The 17,037-nt window shown below is 72.5% G+C and carries 14 protein-coding genes; 1 reads left to right on the top strand and 13 read right to left on the bottom strand.

Annotated elements, in window-relative coordinates:
• Positions 1-1,010: 1,010 nt before the first annotated feature.
• Complete coding sequence (locus ACLIRP_RS14275) at positions 1,011-3,395, top strand: immunoglobulin-like domain-containing protein (RefSeq protein WP_412061134.1); 2,385 nt, start codon at positions 1,011-1,013, stop codon at positions 3,393-3,395.
• Between the two features lie 27 nt (positions 3,396-3,422).
• Here the strand turns inward: ACLIRP_RS14275 and ACLIRP_RS14280 are convergent, their stop codons facing one another.
• The 13 genes from ACLIRP_RS14280 to ACLIRP_RS14340 form a co-directional block, all read right to left on the bottom strand.
• Positions 3,423-3,698 (bottom strand): JAB domain-containing protein, encoded by a 276-nt coding sequence (locus ACLIRP_RS14280; RefSeq protein ID WP_412061135.1) that lies wholly within the window; start codon positions 3,696-3,698, stop codon positions 3,423-3,425.
• 96 nt (positions 3,699-3,794) lie between these two features.
• Positions 3,795-4,619, bottom strand: coding sequence for an archaetidylserine decarboxylase (asd, locus tag ACLIRP_RS14285; RefSeq protein WP_412061136.1), 825 nt, complete (start codon positions 4,617-4,619; stop codon positions 3,795-3,797).
• A gap of 36 nt (positions 4,620-4,655) precedes the next feature.
• Entirely contained in the window at positions 4,656-6,050 is a 1,395-nt protein-coding gene (locus ACLIRP_RS14290; protein ID WP_412061137.1) for an MFS transporter, read from the bottom strand.
• Positions 6,051-6,179: 129 nt separating this feature from the next.
• Entirely contained in the window at positions 6,180-7,466 is a 1,287-nt protein-coding gene (gene hemL / locus ACLIRP_RS14295; protein ID WP_412061138.1) for a glutamate-1-semialdehyde 2,1-aminomutase, read from the bottom strand.
• Positions 7,463-8,815: a protoporphyrinogen oxidase gene (gene hemG / locus ACLIRP_RS14300; RefSeq protein WP_412061139.1), complete on the bottom strand. Its 1,353-nt coding sequence runs from the start codon at positions 8,813-8,815 to the stop codon at positions 7,463-7,465. The genes hemL and hemG overlap by 4 nt, the downstream gene beginning before the upstream one ends.
• Positions 8,816-8,973: 158 nt before the next feature.
• Positions 8,974-10,008: a ferrochelatase gene (gene hemH, locus ACLIRP_RS14305; RefSeq protein ID WP_412061140.1), complete on the bottom strand. Its 1,035-nt coding sequence runs from the start codon at positions 10,006-10,008 to the stop codon at positions 8,974-8,976.
• A gap of 25 nt (positions 10,009-10,033) precedes the next feature.
• Entirely contained in the window at positions 10,034-11,056 is a 1,023-nt protein-coding gene (hemE, locus tag ACLIRP_RS14310) for a uroporphyrinogen decarboxylase (protein ID WP_412061141.1), read from the bottom strand.
• Between the two features lie 102 nt (positions 11,057-11,158).
• On the bottom strand, positions 11,159-11,953 hold the full coding sequence (locus ACLIRP_RS14315; protein WP_412061142.1) for a chlorite dismutase family protein: 795 nt from the start codon (positions 11,951-11,953) through the stop codon (positions 11,159-11,161).
• 167 nt (positions 11,954-12,120) lie between these two features.
• A complete protein-coding gene (hemB, locus tag ACLIRP_RS14320; protein ID WP_412061143.1) occupies positions 12,121-13,128 on the bottom strand; it encodes a porphobilinogen synthase in 1,008 nt (335 codons plus the stop codon).
• Positions 13,129-13,142: 14 nt separating this feature from the next.
• Entirely contained in the window at positions 13,143-13,925 is a 783-nt protein-coding gene (locus ACLIRP_RS14325; RefSeq protein ID WP_412061144.1) for a uroporphyrinogen-III synthase, read from the bottom strand.
• On the bottom strand, positions 13,922-14,848 hold the full coding sequence (hemC, locus tag ACLIRP_RS14330) for a hydroxymethylbilane synthase (protein ID WP_412061145.1): 927 nt from the start codon (positions 14,846-14,848) through the stop codon (positions 13,922-13,924). Before hemC ends, ACLIRP_RS14325 begins: the two co-directional genes overlap by 4 nt.
• Complete coding sequence (locus ACLIRP_RS14335; RefSeq protein WP_412061146.1) at positions 14,841-16,091, bottom strand: hypothetical protein; 1,251 nt, start codon at positions 16,089-16,091, stop codon at positions 14,841-14,843. Before ACLIRP_RS14335 ends, hemC begins: the two co-directional genes overlap by 8 nt.
• Positions 16,088-16,732 (bottom strand): excisionase family DNA-binding protein, encoded by a 645-nt coding sequence (locus ACLIRP_RS14340; RefSeq protein WP_412061147.1) that lies wholly within the window; start codon positions 16,730-16,732, stop codon positions 16,088-16,090. Before ACLIRP_RS14340 ends, ACLIRP_RS14335 begins: the two co-directional genes overlap by 4 nt.
• Positions 16,733-17,037 lie beyond the last annotated feature (305 nt).

The raw sequence follows: 17,037 nt of genomic DNA on the forward strand, positions 1-17,037 counted from the left end.
ACCTCGCGATGGCCCGCGGGCGCCCGGTCGTTGACGAGCGACACGCGGGCTACGTGCTTCAAGGTCGACACTCTCGGCGTCAGCGATGGGGGTTACAGTGCTCGATATGGGAGCGGGTCGTGACGTACCTGACATCGCAGTCCTTGAACTCGAATCATCAGGCGTCTACGCTGTACAGTTCGCGGTTGGAGCACGTGGCACGGCACCGAGGGTGCGATCCATCTTCGTCGGCCGTCCACCGCTCCCCCGGTTATGTGCGCTGCTCTGGGCGCGGGAGCGTTCGGGTTCGCCCAACAAGCCGTAGAAGAGATCGAGCCTGTCGTTCGGCTATCAGTTATGGACTGCAAATTCTATAACGCCGAGGACGACAGTAGGGAGCTGAGCGACATTCTGCGCTCCCTATCCGAACGTTAGCAGACGTGCTCACATTGCTATCGAAGGGGCAGACCCAAGGCGAAGTAGCCGAGGCTCTCTTCCCCAGTCGAACGATCACAAACTAATATGTAAATATTTATGTAATAGTTTAAGATCCAGAACCGCTGCGGCCGCGGTGGCCCTGGCCATAAGGGGCGGTGCCATCTAACGCGAGGGCCGAGCGCCGGAGCAGGTACACAACGAGCCGTCTCGCCTTGGGTACTTAAAATGAGACACACGATCATCGGGTCACCTGCTTGAATCCTGACCAGCCAAAGAATCCTGTAATTACATGGTTGATCGGTAACCTCGGGCCCAGTAAGATAGCCACCCGCCCACGGACGCCCCGCGTTCGACGATCAGGTGCTGTGGTGGCACCTGGGGTCTCATACTATACACGCGCTCACATGCGAATCCTCTTACACCCCTCGCTCTACCTGGCCCTCCTCGTCGGAGTGGTAGCGGCCGCCCCTGCCGCCATTGCCCAGGCACCTCCACCCGGGGTAGACCCCACCCTCCCACCCTCGTGGGAGGATCGGCAGGTGGAGCCGGCGCAGGCCTCGTTCTCTGCCTCAACTACCGCTGGCACTGAGATCGTGAACAACCGAGACTCTGGGTGGTACGAGGATAGCATATATTCCCACAGCAGTAGCAATACCAACTATTTTACGGGTGACGGCAATGGACCTGAATACAGATCTTTCTTTGTCTTTGACCTGCCTGCAGCGCTAACAGGCACAACGAGTGGCAAATTAGTAATAAATGAAACAGGATGTAATACCTCATCTAGCGGAACATATACGCTGTATGATGTCACGACGCCGGTTGGGACGCTGACTGCTGGTGGCTCCGGGAAGTTCTCGATATGGGCGGACCTCGGGTCTGGCACCTCCTACGGGACCCGCGCCGTAACGACGACCCCGGCGGCCCCCTTCGAGGTCGACCTGAGCGCCGCGGCGGTCCAGGCCATCAAGAACGGAGCGGGCGGTCCCTTCGCGATCGGCAGCGCGTATTCGCCCAACTCAGGTGGATTTATCCTCGGCTGCACGTCTGGCAGAATAGGCGACATCCAGCTCGTCCTTTCCACGACGTCGGTCAATGCCCCTCCCGTTGCGGACGCTGGTGCGGACCAGACCATCGAGGCAACGTCTCCCCTCGGCACCGAAGTTACGCTCGACGCGAGCGGATCGTCGGACCCGGACGGCGACGTGCTCACGTACTCGTGGGCGCTCGGCGGCACGGAGCTCAGCAACCAAGTGGCCGCCCAGCTCTCCCTGCCGCTCGGGACTTCCACACTCACTCTCACGGTGACCGACCCTAGTGGCGAGTCGGACACGGACGAGGTGGTCGTGACCGTCACCGACACGACGGCTCCGGCCCTCGCCCTCATCGGCGACGCCGCCATCACGCTCGAGTGCCCGGCCGACTACGAGGACCCGGGCACGACGGCGACCGACAACGGCGACCCCGTCCCGGCGGTCTCCGTCGTCGGTACGGTCGGCTCCGCCGTCGGCACCTACATCCTCACGTACACGGCCTCCGACGCCTACGGCAACACGTCGGACCCGGTCGTCCGGACCGTCGACGTCGTCGACACGACGCCTCCGGCCGTCGCCCTGAACGGGGCGGCGACGGTCGAGGTCGTCCGGTTCTCGGGCCCGTACGCCGACCCCGGCGCCACGGCCTACGACGCCTGTGAGGGGGCTCTCCCGGCCGCCACTCCCGACGTCGTCGACACCGCGCTCCCCGGCACGTACACACTGGCCTACGCCGCGACCGACGCGGCCGGCAACACCGGGGCGGCCACGCGGACCGTCTACGTCGTCGACGACGCGTCCCTCCTCCCGGCCTACGCGCTCCTCGCCGACCACCACCTCAAGGCTGACCGGGCTACGACCTCAGGGGCCCTCCACGCCAACCGGAAGGTCGACCTCAAGGGCAACGACGGCGAGGGCGCCCACGCCGGGAGCCTCACCTCCTCCGACGAGGTCAAGGTGAAGGACGAGCAGACGGTCGCGGGCGACGTGACCGCGCCGAAGGTCCGCGTCGACCACGGTGCGCTCGTCTCTGGCGCCGTCGCCGAGCTGTCGGTGGCGACCGTGGCCCTCCCGGCGCTCCCGGCCATCGAGCCCGGCCGCGAGAAGGTCGACCTCAAGCAGGGCCAGGACCGGACGCTCGCGCCCGGCGCCTACGGCGACGTCAAGCTCGACGACGGGGCCGTCATCCGGCTCTCGACGGGGCTCTACGTCTTTGACAAGCTCGACGTCAAGGACGGCTCGCGCGTCGAAGTCGACCTCTCGGCCGGCCCGGTCGAGATCCGCGTCGATGGCCACGTCACGTTCGACCACGAGTCGTCGGTCGAGCTCCTCCCGCTCGGCCCCGTCGATAGCCGGTACCTCACGGTCTACGCCGACGGGCACGTCGACATCAAACACGGGTCGACGTTCGCCGGCACGGTCGTCGCCCCCGGCGACCACGTCCACGTCGACCACGGGTCGACGCTGACGGGCTCTGTGGCCGCGCGGGACATCGACGTGAAACAGTCAACCTTCGCGTTCCACGACGCCGGGTTCGTCGCCCTGGCTGGCTCCGCTCCGATCACCGCCGCCTCTTCGACGGCGGGGGGGGCAGACTCGGAGAGCGCGAAGGGCGAGAGCCCGGCCGAGGAGGCCTCCACCATGGCGGCCCCGGCCTCCATGTCATCGGTCGAGGCCGCGCCCGATGCGCTCACGCTCGAGGCCCCGTACCCGAACCCGACGCGCGGTCGGGCCACGCTCCGCTACGGGGTTCCGACGGCGGGCCCGGTCACGGTTGCGGTCTACGACGTCCGCGGCCGGGAGGTGCGCTCCACGCGGGCGACCGCGGCGGTGGGCTGGCACGAGTTCGAGCTCGACACGGCCGACCTCCCGTCCGGGCTGTACATGGTCCGCGTCGTGGCGGGCGCCGACGTCCAGACCGGGCGGCTCACGGTGATCCGCTGATGGAACCCGAGCGCCCAGGCGCTCTTTTTATCCGGTGAGAGAAGGGGGGCCGTGTCTACGCGACACGGCTCCCCTCTTCGTATCAGAGTGGCCCTGTCCAGCGAGTGAGGGGGGCGGGCCGTCGTACCCGACGACGAGGTCGACGCCCATGGCCTCCCCGGCCGCCTTGAGTCGGCGCGAGATAGTCACGTCGGCCCTCGACGGCTTGAGGTTCCCGGAGAAGTGGGTGTGGGCCACGAGCACGCTCCGGGCGTCGTAGCGGGGGCAGAATCGGACGGCCTCCTCCAGCGATGCCACGCTCACGCCTACCGTAGCTCAAGCGTTTAGAGCGCTCGCCTCACACGCGAGAGGTCGATGGTTCAAATCTAGGGCCCACGGACGACAGCGGAAGGCGCGTCGTCAGCGCGCGGTGCCGATGGCCTCGCCCATCCGGAGCACCGTCCCGGCCGCCAGCGCCGCGTCGAGGTCGACGCGACCGCGCTCGAACGCGAGCACGACGCTGCTCCCCAGCAGGAAGCGCCCGATCTCGGCGCCGGTCTCGAACGCGCGGTCGTGCTCGGTCACCGTCCGCTCGCGGTACGGCGACGCCGGACCGGGCCACACCGTCTCGATGCTGGCGACGATCATCGCGCCCACCATGACGACGAGCATCGGGCCATGCGCGGTCTCGAACTCCATCACCAGGCGCTCGTTGACGGCGAACAGACCCTCGACGCCCGCCTCGGTCGCCGCGTTGACCGAGAACAGCTTGCCGGGGACGGCGACTGTCCGCACCAACCGCCCCGCAAGCGGGAGGTGGACGCGGTGGTAGTCGCTCGGCGAGAGGTAGACGGTCGCGAAGGGGCCGCCCTCGAACTCGGGTCGGGCGCACCCGCCCGCCAGCGCTTGAAACGAGTACCGAATGCCCTTGGCCTGGAGCAAGTGCCCCTCCTCGATGATCCCCGTCTGGCTCACGACCCCGTCGGCGGGGCTGACCACGGCGCCCGGCGCTGGGTCGATGGGTCGGGCGTCTGGGGCGAGGGCGCGGCTGAAAAAGTCGTTGAACGAGCGGTAGTCGGCGAGGTCGGGCCGCTCCGCTTGCGCCATGTCGACCCCGTACGCCTTCGCAAAGGCGCGGATGAGCGGGCCGCGCACCCAGCGGGCCTCGGACGCCGCGAGCCCGCCGGCGGCGCGCGAGATCAGGTGCTGCGGCAGGATGGTCTGGAGTCGGACGAACGCGCTCATGGGCTGGCGCCGGCGGCGCCCGGTGGGACCCAGCGCCTACCGGGCGGGCGCACCGCCGGTTCTCCGCTCTGGGCTCGCGACGCGCGCCGGGAGCGCGCGCGCGGCCACGACCAAGACGGCGCCCAGCCCGGCCACGACCGCGAACCCGAGCCGGAACCCCTCGACGGGACTGCTCGCGGACGTCGCCAGCGCCGCGAGCGTCGCCGCGCCCGCCAGCTGGCCGACGCTCAGGAAGATGGTCGATAGCCCCTGGGCGACCGCCCGCTCGTCGGCGCCGGCCTCCGCCAGCAGGATGTAGCTCAGCGACGAGCCCAGGATGCCCGACAGCCCGAGCCCAAGCACGACCGTCCCGGCCACGTGGATGCCGAGCGACGGCGCCAGCGCAACGGTGCCCATCCCGAGCGCCACCAAGATGGCCGCGACGGTCACGACCGGGCGCGGGCCGACGCGGTCGAGCAGCCGCCCGGAGACGGGGGCCCCGAGCGCCACGCCCGCGACGAGCGGTAGCAGCAGGTACGACGCCGTCGACTCGCCGACGCCGAACGCGGCGACGGCGTACGCCGACAGCAGCACGAACGTGGCCTCAACGGCCCCGGCGCCGACCGCAAGCGCACACGCGACCTGGACGGGCCGCCGCGCCACCAGCCCGGGCCGGATCACGGGCGCGTCCGCCCGCCGCTCCACGACGACGAGGACCGCCAGCAGCACGGCCGCCAGCGCCAGCGCGCCTCCCGCGCGGAGCTCCAGCAACCCTGCGTAGGGCGCCACCGCGTCGAGCCCGCTCAGCCCGACGACGAGCGCGACGAGCAGCGCCGTCAGCGTCGCCACGCCCGCCGCGTCGAACGCGCCCGGCGCCACGGCACGCGACTCCGGAAGGCGCCGCGCGCTCAGCCCGAACACGACGGCCGCGAGGGGCAGCGACAGCGCGAACAGCCAGCGCCAGCTGGCGACCGACAATACGATCCCCCCGACCGCTGGGCCCACCAGAAACGCCACGCCGAACACGGCGCCCAGCATCCCCACGGCCCGCCCTCGGCGCTCGGGCGGGTACGTGTCGCCGATCACGGCCGTCGCCACGGGGAAGATCCCACTCGCGCCCAGCCCCTGGAGCACGCGCCCCGCCAGGAGCACGCCGAACGACGGCGCCAGCACCACGACGAGCGTGCCGGCCGCGAAGAGGGCCACGTCCGCGAGGTAGACCCGCTTGCGGCCGACGCGGTCGGCGAGCGCGGCCATCACGGGGAGGCCGGCCAGATTCGCGAGCACGAACGCCGTGAACGTCCACGCGACGGCCCGCTCGGTGAGCGCGAACGTCTCGCGCAGGGCCGGGAGCGCGGGGCCCACGATCGCGATGTCGAGGGCCGCCAGCAGCGTGCCCAGGAAGAGCACGCCCAAGAGGCGCGGCGGCGGAGCAGAGGTCTCGGTCGTCATGGCCGGAGGATCGGGGCCGGGCTGGGCGGCGACCGCGAAGCGCGCTCGGAATCGGCGTTCGGACGGTGGGAAGGCCTGCCCCACTCGGCGGGCGGGGATGCACCAAACCGGCCACCGACGCGGGCTGGGTTACAGCGCGGCGAACGCGCTCCGGAACGCCTCAGCTGCTTGCGCCACCACCGCGGGCGTGTGGGCGCTCGACGTGAAGCACGCCTCGAACGGCGACGGCGGGAGGTAAACGCCCCGGTCGAGCAGCAGCGCATGAAGGCGGGCGAACGCGGCCTTGTCGCTCGTCGCCGCGCTCGCGTAGTCCGTCACCGGCTGGTCACTCAGAAAGAAGCCGAACATGGCGCCGACGGCGTCGGTCTGGCAGGCCACGCCCGCCGCGTCGGCGGCGGCCTGGATGGCGGCGGCCGTGTCGCGCGCGGCGTCCGCGGCGAGCTGCCACGCGCCGGTCGCGTCGGCCTCGCGGAAGAGCGCCAGCCCGGCGGCCATCGCCAGCGGGTTGCCCGACAGCGTCCCGGCCTGGTAGACAGGGCCCGAGGGCGCCATCAGGTCCATGATGTCAGCCCGCCCGCCGTACGCGCCGACCGGCAGGCCGCCGCCGATGACCTTGCCCAGAATGGTCACGTCCGGAGTCACGCCGAACAGCGCCTGCGCGCCGCCGGGGTGCACGCGGAAGCCGACCATCACCTCGTCGAAGACGAGGAGCGCGCCGTGCGCCTCGGTGATCTCGCGCAGGAACTGGAGGAAGCCATCGGCCGGGCGGACGAGGCCCATGTTGCCCGCAATCGGCTCGACGAGCACGGCCGCGATGTGCTCGCCCTCCGCCTCGAACAGCTCGCGCATTGCCGCATCGTCGTTGAACGGGACGACGAGCGTGTCGGCGGTGACGGCGGCCGGGACGCCGGGCGAGTCGGGAAGCCCCAGCGTCGCGACGCCCGAGCCCGCCTTCGCCAGCAGGAGGTCGGCGTGGCCGTGGTAGTGGCCGTCGAACTTGACCACCTTGGTCCGCCCGGTGAACGCGCGCGCGGCGCGGACGGCGCTCATCGCCCCCTCGGTCCCCGAGTTGACGAACCGCAAGCGCTCCATCGACGGGTAGATCGCCTGGATCGTCTCCGCCAGCTCCACCTCGAGCGGGCTCGGCGCGCCGAACGTGGTCCCCCGCCCCGCCTGATCCGCAATGGCCTGCGTGACGGCTGGCGGCGCGTGCCCCAAGAGCAGCGGCCCGAACGACATCACGTAGTCGATGTATCGATTGCCGTCGACGTCGGTCATCACGGCGCCCTCACCGCCCGCGATAAAGCGCGGCACGCCGCCGACGGACTTGAAGGCGCGGACGGGCGACGAGACGCCGCCGGGCATCAGGGTCTGGGCGTCGGCGAAAAGCTGTTCGGACTGGGTCGTGGAGGTCATCGGTCGGGAGAGTCGAGAGCGGTCAAAAGGGTGTCGGCGGCGGCCTGGGCGTTCGCGATCACATCGGGCAGGCCGACGCCGCGGAGCGAGGCGCCCGCAAGCGCGAGGCGGGGGTGCGCCTCCAGCGCGGCGTCGAGCGCGGCCAGCCGCTCGGGGTGGCCGAGCGTGTAACGCGGCTGGATCGCGCGCCAACGCTGGACGGCGGTGAAGACGGGGCGGACCTCGCCGAGGTGGTGCCCGAGGTGGGCGACGGCGGCGGCGAGCGCGGCGGGGTCGTCGGGGATGTCGGCGCGGAGAAAGACGCGCGCGAGGTCGTGGTCAGGGGGCGCCGTGCCCGCGTGCTTGCGCGACAACATCGTCACGGCCTGCACCGGCCCGCCTTCGGCGCGCGGCACCAGCCAGCCGGAGGCGTCAGGCACCGCCAGCCCGGCGGACGGGAAGCCCACGACGACGGCCGTGGCCGTCCCCATCGGGATGTCGTTGAATGGAGCCACGAGCGCGGGGTCGAGATCCGCGAACACCGACGCGGCGGCGGGCGCGGGGAGCGCCACGAGCACGGCATCGGCGAGCCGCTCGGTCCCATCCACCAGCCGCGCCCCGCTGGCGGTGACGGCCGCGACGGGCGACCCGGTCTCGATGATCACGTCGTGCTGGCGAACGGCGTGCGCGAGCGCGTCCGTGAGGGCGTCCATGCCATCGACCGGCCGAGCAAAGGGCGAGGTGCTCGAGGCCGCCGGGCCGCGCAACTTGAGGAAGCCGCCCCGCACCTCCGACGCATGGAGGTGCGGGAGCGTGGCGCGCAGCGAGATCGGCAGGTCGGCACCGTACAAGCCGCCGAGGAGCGGCTCGATCAAGCCCTCCCACGCGCCGCGCCCGAAGCGGCGGACGGCGAAGGCCTCCAGCGTCTCGTCGGCGTCGTCGCGCCGGGCGGGCACCATCGGCTCCAGCGCCGCGCGGAGCTTGGCGCCAAGCCCGAGCGCGGGCGTCGCCAGCAGGGGACCGAGGCGGCCGGGGACCAAGCCGGTCAGCCCAGCGGGCAGCGGGTGCAGCTTGCCCCTTCTTTGAATCAGTGCCCCGCTCGCGGGCGTCGCCGTTTCGACGCCGAGCCGCTCCGCCAGCGCCAGCGCAGCCGGCTTGCGAATCAAAAACACGTCGGGCCCGACGTCCGCCACGAACCCGTCGCGGCGGATCGTCTTGACGACGCCGCCCAGGCGGTCCGACGCCTCGAGCAGTCGCACACTCGCGCCGCCCTCCGCCAGCCGGAGCGCGGCCGCCAGCCCGGCCACGCCGCCGCCGAGCACGAGCACCCCGCTGTGACGGGGCAGGCGGTCGGTCCGGGTGGAGGGCATGAGAGGTGACGGAGGTGTGAGGCTGGCGGGGCCCTCCCCCCGCGTGTCGGCAGGTCGCTCCGCTCCCAGCTCGACACGCTGTCCCCCTCACGCATGAGGGGGACAGTCCGGCCGCGCGTTGAGCGGAGCGATGCGCGGCCGGACGGGGGGAGCGAGCGCTACGCCGCGACGCTGGCGTCGAGCGTGCCGGCGGGCATCGGCATCGTGGGCGCCCCGGCGCTGGCGGCGCGGACGTCGGAGTCGACCCACCCGGCATGGGCGGCTTTACCCTCCACCAGCTCCGCCAGCAGGCGCACAAAGCGCGGGTCGTCGTTGAGCGACGGCGGGCGGACGAGCGTGACGCCGCTCTCCTGGGCCGCCTTCTGCGCCTCGATGTCGATGTCGAACAGGATCTCGACGTGGTCGGACACGAACCCGATCGCCAGGCTCACCACCTTGTCGATGCCGCGCGCCGCGAGCGCCGGGACGTGGTCCTCGAGCTGGGGCTGGAGCCACGGCTCCGGGCTCCGGCCCTCCGACTGGTAGCTCCAGCTCCACTGGTCCTCGCGCAAGCCAGCGCGCTCGGCGATGAGCCGGGCCGTCGTCCACAGCTGGTCCTGGTACGGGTCGCCCATTTTCAGGACGCGGACCGGCAGGCTGTGCGCCGACAGCACCACGTGGACCTCGTCCTGCTCCGACTCGGGGAACGACTCGATGCCCTGGCGGACGCGCGCGGCGAAGGCGTCGATCAGGAGGTCGGCGTCGAAGTAGGCGTCGACGTAGCTCACGTCGATGTCGCCGCGGTACAGCTCCAGGCCGGCCTTGACCTTGGCCTGGTACTTCGCGATCGACATCGACGAAAAGTGCGGCGCGAGCACGATGGCGACCGCCTTCTCGACGCCGTCGTCGAGCATCTCGGCGACCGTCTCCTCGATCCACGGCGCCCAGTGGCGCATCCCGAGGTACGCCTTGTAGCGGGCGGGCTCGCCGGGCGGGTTGAGGTGCGCCATCGCGCCGGCGATCTGCGCTCGCGTCAGGCCCATGATGGGCGACGCACCGCCGATCGAGCGGTAGTTGTTGGTGATCTCGTCGAGCACGGCCGAGGTCGTCGGGCGGCCGTGGCGGATGTCGGAGAGGTAGCCGGGGATCTCGTCGAGCGACTCCGGCCCGCCGTAGGCCATGAAGAGAACGCCGATGGGCTTGGGGTCGGTCATGGGTCGGTTGGCGATGAAGCCGGGCTTAGCGGGAGGTCTGCTCGCGGACGTAGTCGGTGAGGCGGGCGACGGCGTCGGGCGGGGTCGCCGGGACGAGCCCGTGGCCGGTGTTGAACACGTAGCCGGTCTCGGGTGCCTCCGCGAGCACGCGGTCGGTCTGGGCCCGGAGCTCGCGCCAGGGCGCCTGCAACAGGTACGGGTCGAGGTTGCCCTGGATCGGCAGGCCGCCGACGCGCTCGCGCGCCTCGACGAGCGAGGGCCCGGAGTCGACCCCGATGGCGTCGCCGCCCGCCGCGGCGATGGCGTCGAGGTGGCCGGCGGTGCCCGTCGTAAAGTGGACGACCGGCAAGCCCGTCTTCTGGGCGATGGCGATGAGCTTGGCCGTGTACGGCGCCGCGTAGCGGACGTAGTCGTAACGCGACAATGCGCCCGCCCACGAGTCGAACACCTGCAGGGCGCTGGCGCCCGCCTTCGCCTGCTCGGTCAGGAAGCTGCCCGCGACGGTCACCAGCTTGTCCATCAACCGGGCCCAAGCGGCGGGCTCGGTGTACATGAGCACGCGCGTCTTCTCGTACTTCTTCGACCCGCCGCCCTCGATCGCGTACGCCGCGAGCGTGAACGGCGCGCCTGCAAAGCCGAGCACAGGGATCCCCAGCGGGTCGAGTTCCTGCTTGACGAGCTTGATCGCCTCGGGCGTGTACATCATCGTCTCGCCCGCTGGCGGCGTCGCCAGCAGGTCCACGTCCTTCGTGCTGTTGATCGGGTTCTCGATCACCGGCCCGACGCCCTTTTTGAAGTGGAGCCCGAGCCCCATCGTCTGGAGCGGCGGCAGGAGGTCCGAGTAGATGACGGCGGCGTCGAGCCCGAACCGGCGGATCGGCTGGAGCGTGATCTCGGCCGCGATCTCGGGCGTCTTGACCATCGTCAGGAAGTCGTGCTTCTCGCGGATGGCGCGGTACTCGGGGAGGTAGCGCCCGGCCTGGCGCATGAACCACACGGGCGTGGCGTCGACGGGCTTGCCCGCGAGGGCGTCGAGGAATCGGGACATGAGCGGGTGATGCGTAAAGAGTGATGCGTGAGTCTCCGTCGGGGCCCTCACGCATCACGACTCACGGATCCCTCCGCGAGTGGCGAGCGCGAGGTCGGTCGCCTAGTGCCCCGTGCCCTCGTGGTCGAGCGCCCAGGCGTAGTCGCCGGCGCTCTGCCAGACGGCGCGGCCGACGAAGAAGGGGCCGAGGTTGTCGATGAACTCGGCGGTCTGCCGCGTCGACCGCATCCGCTGGACGACGGCGGACAGCGGGTGCAGGTCTTTCCCGACGAGCCCGGCGACGAAGTCGTTGTCGTTGGGGTCGAGCCCGTGGCACGCCAGCCGGACGTCGCGCGCCAGCCCGGCGCGGCCGAACGACTTGCCGATGCCGCCGTGCTCCATCAGCATCTTGCGCTGCTCCTCGCGAGGCTCGCGCTCGAACCGGCCGCTCCGGCGCAGCGGGTACCACACGGCCCACGGCCACTCGGGGTCGGTCATCGTCTGGACCGGCTTGGCGACGAGCGCGCCGACCAGGTCCTGCTCGTAGCCGATCGAGTACGTCCGGCCGAGCATCGTCAGCGCCGGGAGGGGAGTGAGCTCGGCGAAGGCGGGCGAGGTGTGGAGCGCGCGGCCGTCGGTGACGAAAAAGTCGGGGTCCTCGCTGAACGTGACGACGGCGACGCCGCGCGGGTCCTGGGCGCTCTGGTAGATCACGCCCGCGACGCCGGCCGCCTCAGCGGCGTCCGCGAGCGGGGCGGTGTCGGCGCAGTCGGTGTACGCGAGCAGTTGGACGAACAGTCGGCGGTCGAGCGACTGCGGCGCGCCGTCGGCGGTCTTGCCGCGCTCGGCCAGGCTGAGGCCAGGGCTGGCGTCGCCGGCGGACGCGGGGCGGTCGGCGGGCTGGATGTCGAGGGCCATTTTCAGGTTCGGTTGAAAGTTGTCTACGCGGCTCGGCTTGCGGGGATCACGTCAGGCTGGCGATCGCGAGCGGCTTCACGGAGAGTGCGCCGGGGCGCTCCCCCCGTCCGACCGCCCATCGCTCCGCTCCCAGCCCGACACGCGGGGGGAGCCGGTCGGGCACCGCTTCATTCGCCCTCCGCCAGCCAGCGCGCGGCTTGCGCGGCGTAGTAGGTGATGACGACGTCGGCGCCCGCGCGGCGGATGCCGGTGAGCGCCTCCAGCACGGCGCGGCGCTCGTCGAGCCAGCCGCGCTCGGCGGCGGCCTTGAGCATGGCGTACTCGCCCGAGACGTGGTACGCGCCGAGCGGCCGGTCCGGGAACGCGTCGCGGAGGTCGCGCAGGATGTCGAGGTAGGCGACGGCGGGCTTGACCATCAGCATGTCGGCGCCCTGGGCGACGTCGAGCGCCGCCTCGCGGAGGGCCTCGCGGCGGTTCGCCGGGTCCATCTGGTGCGTCCGGCGGTCGCCGAAGACAGGCGCGCTGTCGGCGGCGTCGCGGAAGGGGCCGTAGAAGGCGGACGCGTACTTGACGGCATAGCTGAAAATGCCGACGTGCCCGAAGCCCGCCGCGTCGAGCCCGGCGCGGATCTCGCCCACGACCCCGTCGATCATCGACGACGGCGCGACCAGGTCGGCCCCGGCGCGCGCGTGGCTGACGGCGGCGGCGACGTGCGCGGGCAGCGAGGCCTCCAGCTCGATCTCGCCGTCGGTGCCCAGGAAGCCGCAGTGCCCGTGGTCGGTGTACTCGCACAGGCACACGTCGGTGATCACGGCGATCTCGGGCACCTCGGCCTTGAGCGCGCGCACGGCCCGCTGGACCGCCTCGCCGTCGTCGGACGCGGCCGACCCCTCGGCGTCCTTGTGCGCCGGGATCCCGAACAGCAGGACGCCGCCGACGCCGAGCGCGGACGCCTCGGACGCCTCTTTGACGGCCTCGTCGACCGACAGCTGAAACACGCCCGGCATCGAGACGATCTCGTCGCGCAGCCCCTCGCCGTCCTTGACGAAGAGCGGGAGGACGAAGCCGGCGGGGTCGAGCCGCGTCTCGCGGACAAGCCGGCGGAGCGGGGCCGAGGCGCGCAGCCGCATCGGGCGGTCGGCGCCGAGCGGTGGGGACGGGAGGAGGTCAGTCATCAGCGTAGAGGTCGCTACGGCGTCCCCTCTCCCTCGGGGAGAGGGACAGGGTGAGGGGTCGCATCGGCGGCAAACAGGTGGCCGAGCGTGTCCAGCAGACCGGGGACCGTGTGCGGCTCGGCGACGGCGGTCGGTGTGAGCCCGAACGGCGCCAGCGCGGCGGCGGTGACGGGGCCGATGGCGACGAGCGCGACGCCCGCCAGCGCTCCGGGGTCAGCGGCGTCCAAAAACCCGCGAGCGGTCGAGGGAGAGGTAAACGCGACGGCGTCGGGGCTCTGCGCCAGCGCGTCGGCGACCGCGTCCGGGTCGGCGCCGACGACGGTGCGGTACGCGGTCACGTCGTCGACCTCGGCGCCCCGGTCGGCCAGGCCCGTCGCGATCGCCTCGCGGCCGATGTGGGACCGGAGCAGCACGACGCGGTCGCCGGGCGCGAGGGGGAGGTCGCGGACGAGCGCGTCGCCGACGAACTGGTCGGGGACGAAGTCGACGGGCGCACCCCGCTGGCGGAGCGCGTCGGCCGTGCCGGAGCCGACAGCGGCGACCCGCACGCCGTCGGGCAGCCCACCCGCCGCCCTGATGGCGGTCCAGCCGAAGGCCACGCCGGTCGCGCTCGTAAACACGACCCAGGCGGCGCCGTCGAGCGACCGGGCCGCGCGCGCGAGTGGTGCCGGGTCGGCGGGCTCGAAGCGGATGGCGGGGACGAGAAGCGGCGTCGCACCCCGCGCGCGGAGCCCGTCCAAAAACCCGTCGGCCTGCTCCTCGGCCCGGGTCACGACGATGGTGCGGCCGGGCGTCATGGCAAGAGCGCGGCGGCGCCGTCGCCCAGGGCGAGGGCGGCGGCTTGGGCGCCGAGCGCGGTGCCGGACGCAAGCGCATCGGCCGGGTCGAACGGGCCGTCCGTGCGGGTCTCGACCGTCCGTGCGCCGTCCGTCGAGACGACACGCGTCCACAGGTGCAGGCGGTCGCCGTCGACCGTCCCGAGCGCGGCGATGGGCGCGGAGCAGCCGCCGCCGAGTCCAGAGAGAAACGCCCGCTCAGCGGTGACGGTCGCCCGGGTCTCGGGGTGGTCGAGCGCGGCGACCAGGCGCGCGGCGTCGCCGCCGGCGCGGACCTGGACGCCGAGCGCGGCCTGGCCAGGCGCGGGTAGCATCGTGTCGAGATCGAGAGTCGAGTGCGCGGCGTCGGCCAGCCCGAGGCGGTCGAGGCCGGCTTGTGCGAGCACGCCCGCGTCGTAGTCGTCGCCCGAGACCTTGCGGATCCGCGTCTCGACGTTGCCGCGAATGGACTGGATCACCAGGTCCGGCCGGAGGCGCAACAGCTGGGCGCCGCGCCGCAGGCTGCTGGTGCCGACGGTCGCGCCGAGCGGCAGGTCGTGGAGGCCGTGGCCGTCGGGGCAAATCCAGGCGTCGCGAGCGTCAGCGCGGGCCGTCGTGGCGCCGAGCGCGAGCCCGTCGGGGTCGGCCGTCGGCAGGTCCTTGAGCGAGTGGACGGCGAGGTCGATGGCGCCGCCGAGCAGGTCCTGTTCGAGTTCGAGGGTAAAGAGACCCTTGCCGCCGATCTCGGGGAGCGGCTGGTCGAGCGTCCGGTCACCCTTGGTGACGAACGGGACGAGCGCCACGTCGAGCCCGGGCCACGCGGCGCGGAGCGCGGCGGCGACGTGCTCGGCCTGCCACAGGGCGAGGCGGGAGGTGCGCGTCCCCAGGCGCAGGCGATCAGTCATCGCGGTCGAGCGCGAGCAGGCGGCGGACGGTCTCGTCGTCGCCCTCGCCGGAGCGAATCGCGGCCGTGACGTCGTGGAGCAGGCGCGTGGTGAGCGTGCGCGACAGCGTCTCGGGGTCGGAGCACAGCCCGTCGCCCGGGGCCGCGCCGTCGCCGCCACACGTGCGGTCGTCGCACTTGCCACAGACGTACGCGAGCGTCTCCTGCCGCGTCGCCTCGGCGCGGCGCCGGAAGTCGCCGACGAGCTGCTCGCGCGCGAGCCCGTCGAGCGCGTCGCGGAGCGCGACGAGCGCCTGCTCCACCCTGGCCTCGACGCGCGGCACAGCAGCTTGCCTCGCCGCGAGGCTGGCGTCGACGACGGCGCCGAGCGCGTCGACGTCCGCCAGCGCCACGCCGTCGATGGCGCTGACGGCCGCCTCGACGTTGCGGGGCACGCCCAGGTCGACGACGGCTCGGGCGGCGCCGTCGGCCCAGGCGAGGGCAGCCGCGTCGGCGCTCAGCACAGCGCGGTCGGTGCCGGTGAACAGGGCGTCCGTCGTGGGCAGGAGGTCGGCCAGGCCGTCGGGGCGGACCACGTCGAACCCGGCGTGCGCGGGGGCGTGCGCCGAGACGAGCGTGAGCGACGCGGCCTCGGCGCCTTCCAGCCGGCCGATCAACAGGCGCCCGATCTCGCCGGCCCCGACGACCACGAGGTGGCGCCCCGCCAGCCCGCCGAGCGCCTCCTCGGCCCACAGCACGGCGGCTGACGCGGTCGACGCCGTCCCCCGACCGAGCGTCGTCGCGCGCCGCGCCCACTGGCCGGTGCGGACGGCGGCGTCGAACGCCTCGCGGAGGGCGGGCCGGAGCGCGCCGGCCGCCTCGGACGCGGCGCGCGCCTTGCGGACCTGCCCCAGAATCTGCGCCTCGCCCAGGATCGCCGACTCCAGCCCGGCCGCGACGCGCAGGAGGTGCCGGAGCGCGGCGTCGCCTGTCGCGTGGCGGAAGCCGGGGAGCGGGGCGTCGGGGCGGGCCGCCGTCAGCTGCTCGCGGCCCCACGCCAGCAGGTCGGACGCCGGGCGCGGGCCCGACACCAGCAGCTCGACGCGGAAGCACGTCGAGACGAGCACGGCGCTCAGCCCGGCCGACCGGGCCGCGGCGTACAGCCGCTCGGCGTCGGGCGCGCCCAGCGCCCACGCCTCGCGCACGTCGACGGCGCAGGTCGCGCCGTCGAGCCAGAGCCCGACGATGGTGGGGCGCGTCGTCATGCCTCGTCGGCCTCGTAGGCCCGGGCGATCGTGAGCTGCACGTCGTTCATGAACTCGTTGACCCGGCGGAGCAGCGCGATCTGGTCGGCGGCCGGCTGCTCCTCGAAGCGCGGGTAGTACGCCGTCGACTCGGTCAGCACGTCGCGGAAAAAGAGGGTTGCCTGGAGCGCCTCGGAGAGCGGGAGCCCGCGGTCCTTCATGTCGAGCGCGTAGCCCCACGCGAGCCGGCGGACCTCGGCGTCGCGCGCCTCGGGGTCGCCCTGCCCGGCGACGTGGCGGAGGAGCAGGCCGACGAGCTGGCGGCCGGTCTCGCGGCGGTGCGCGCGCTCGTCGGGCGTGAACGACTGGTGCCACGTCGCGTCGGCCTGGGCCCGGACCTCGTAGCGGGCGTGGACGACGGCGTGCTCGGCCCACGCCTCCCGGGCCGGGTCGCCGACCGACGGCGTCGTAGGCCCCTCGTCGCCGCGGCGGGCCCGCTCGTGGCGCATCCGCTCGACGGCCTCGGCGGGGATGCGGCGGTGGCCGCCGGGCGTCCGCACGACCGGCAGGTCGCCCGCGTCCGTCCACCGGCGGACCGTCCCGACGTGGACCCCGAGGCGCTCGGCGGCGGCACTGACGGACAGGAGGGGCGGGGGGCTCATGTGCAACTTTGCGCAGGTTCAAACTTAACCCGGACGGCCCGGCACCCGTCTGTGAAGACGGCGCCCAACGGGGGCGGGGACGGCTCCCACCCGACGTCCTCGCCCCTGCTTGCGGAGAAGGGGGACAGGGGTGGATTCGCTGGCACACGCCGATCCGCTGACGCGACCCGAGACGACGCCGTGCCCGTCTCCCTCCCCCAGCCCCTCCCGTCCGGGAGGGGAGGACCCGATGGGCGTCGGAGCGCATGCTGGCGCCCGCCCTGTCTGCGATGTCCCCTCTCTCCTCGGGAGAGGGATAACCGATA

The sequence above is a fragment of the Rubrivirga halophila genome, assembly GCF_046845755.1.
Taxonomy (GTDB): Bacteria; Bacteroidota; Rhodothermia; order Rhodothermales; family Rubricoccaceae; genus Rubrivirga.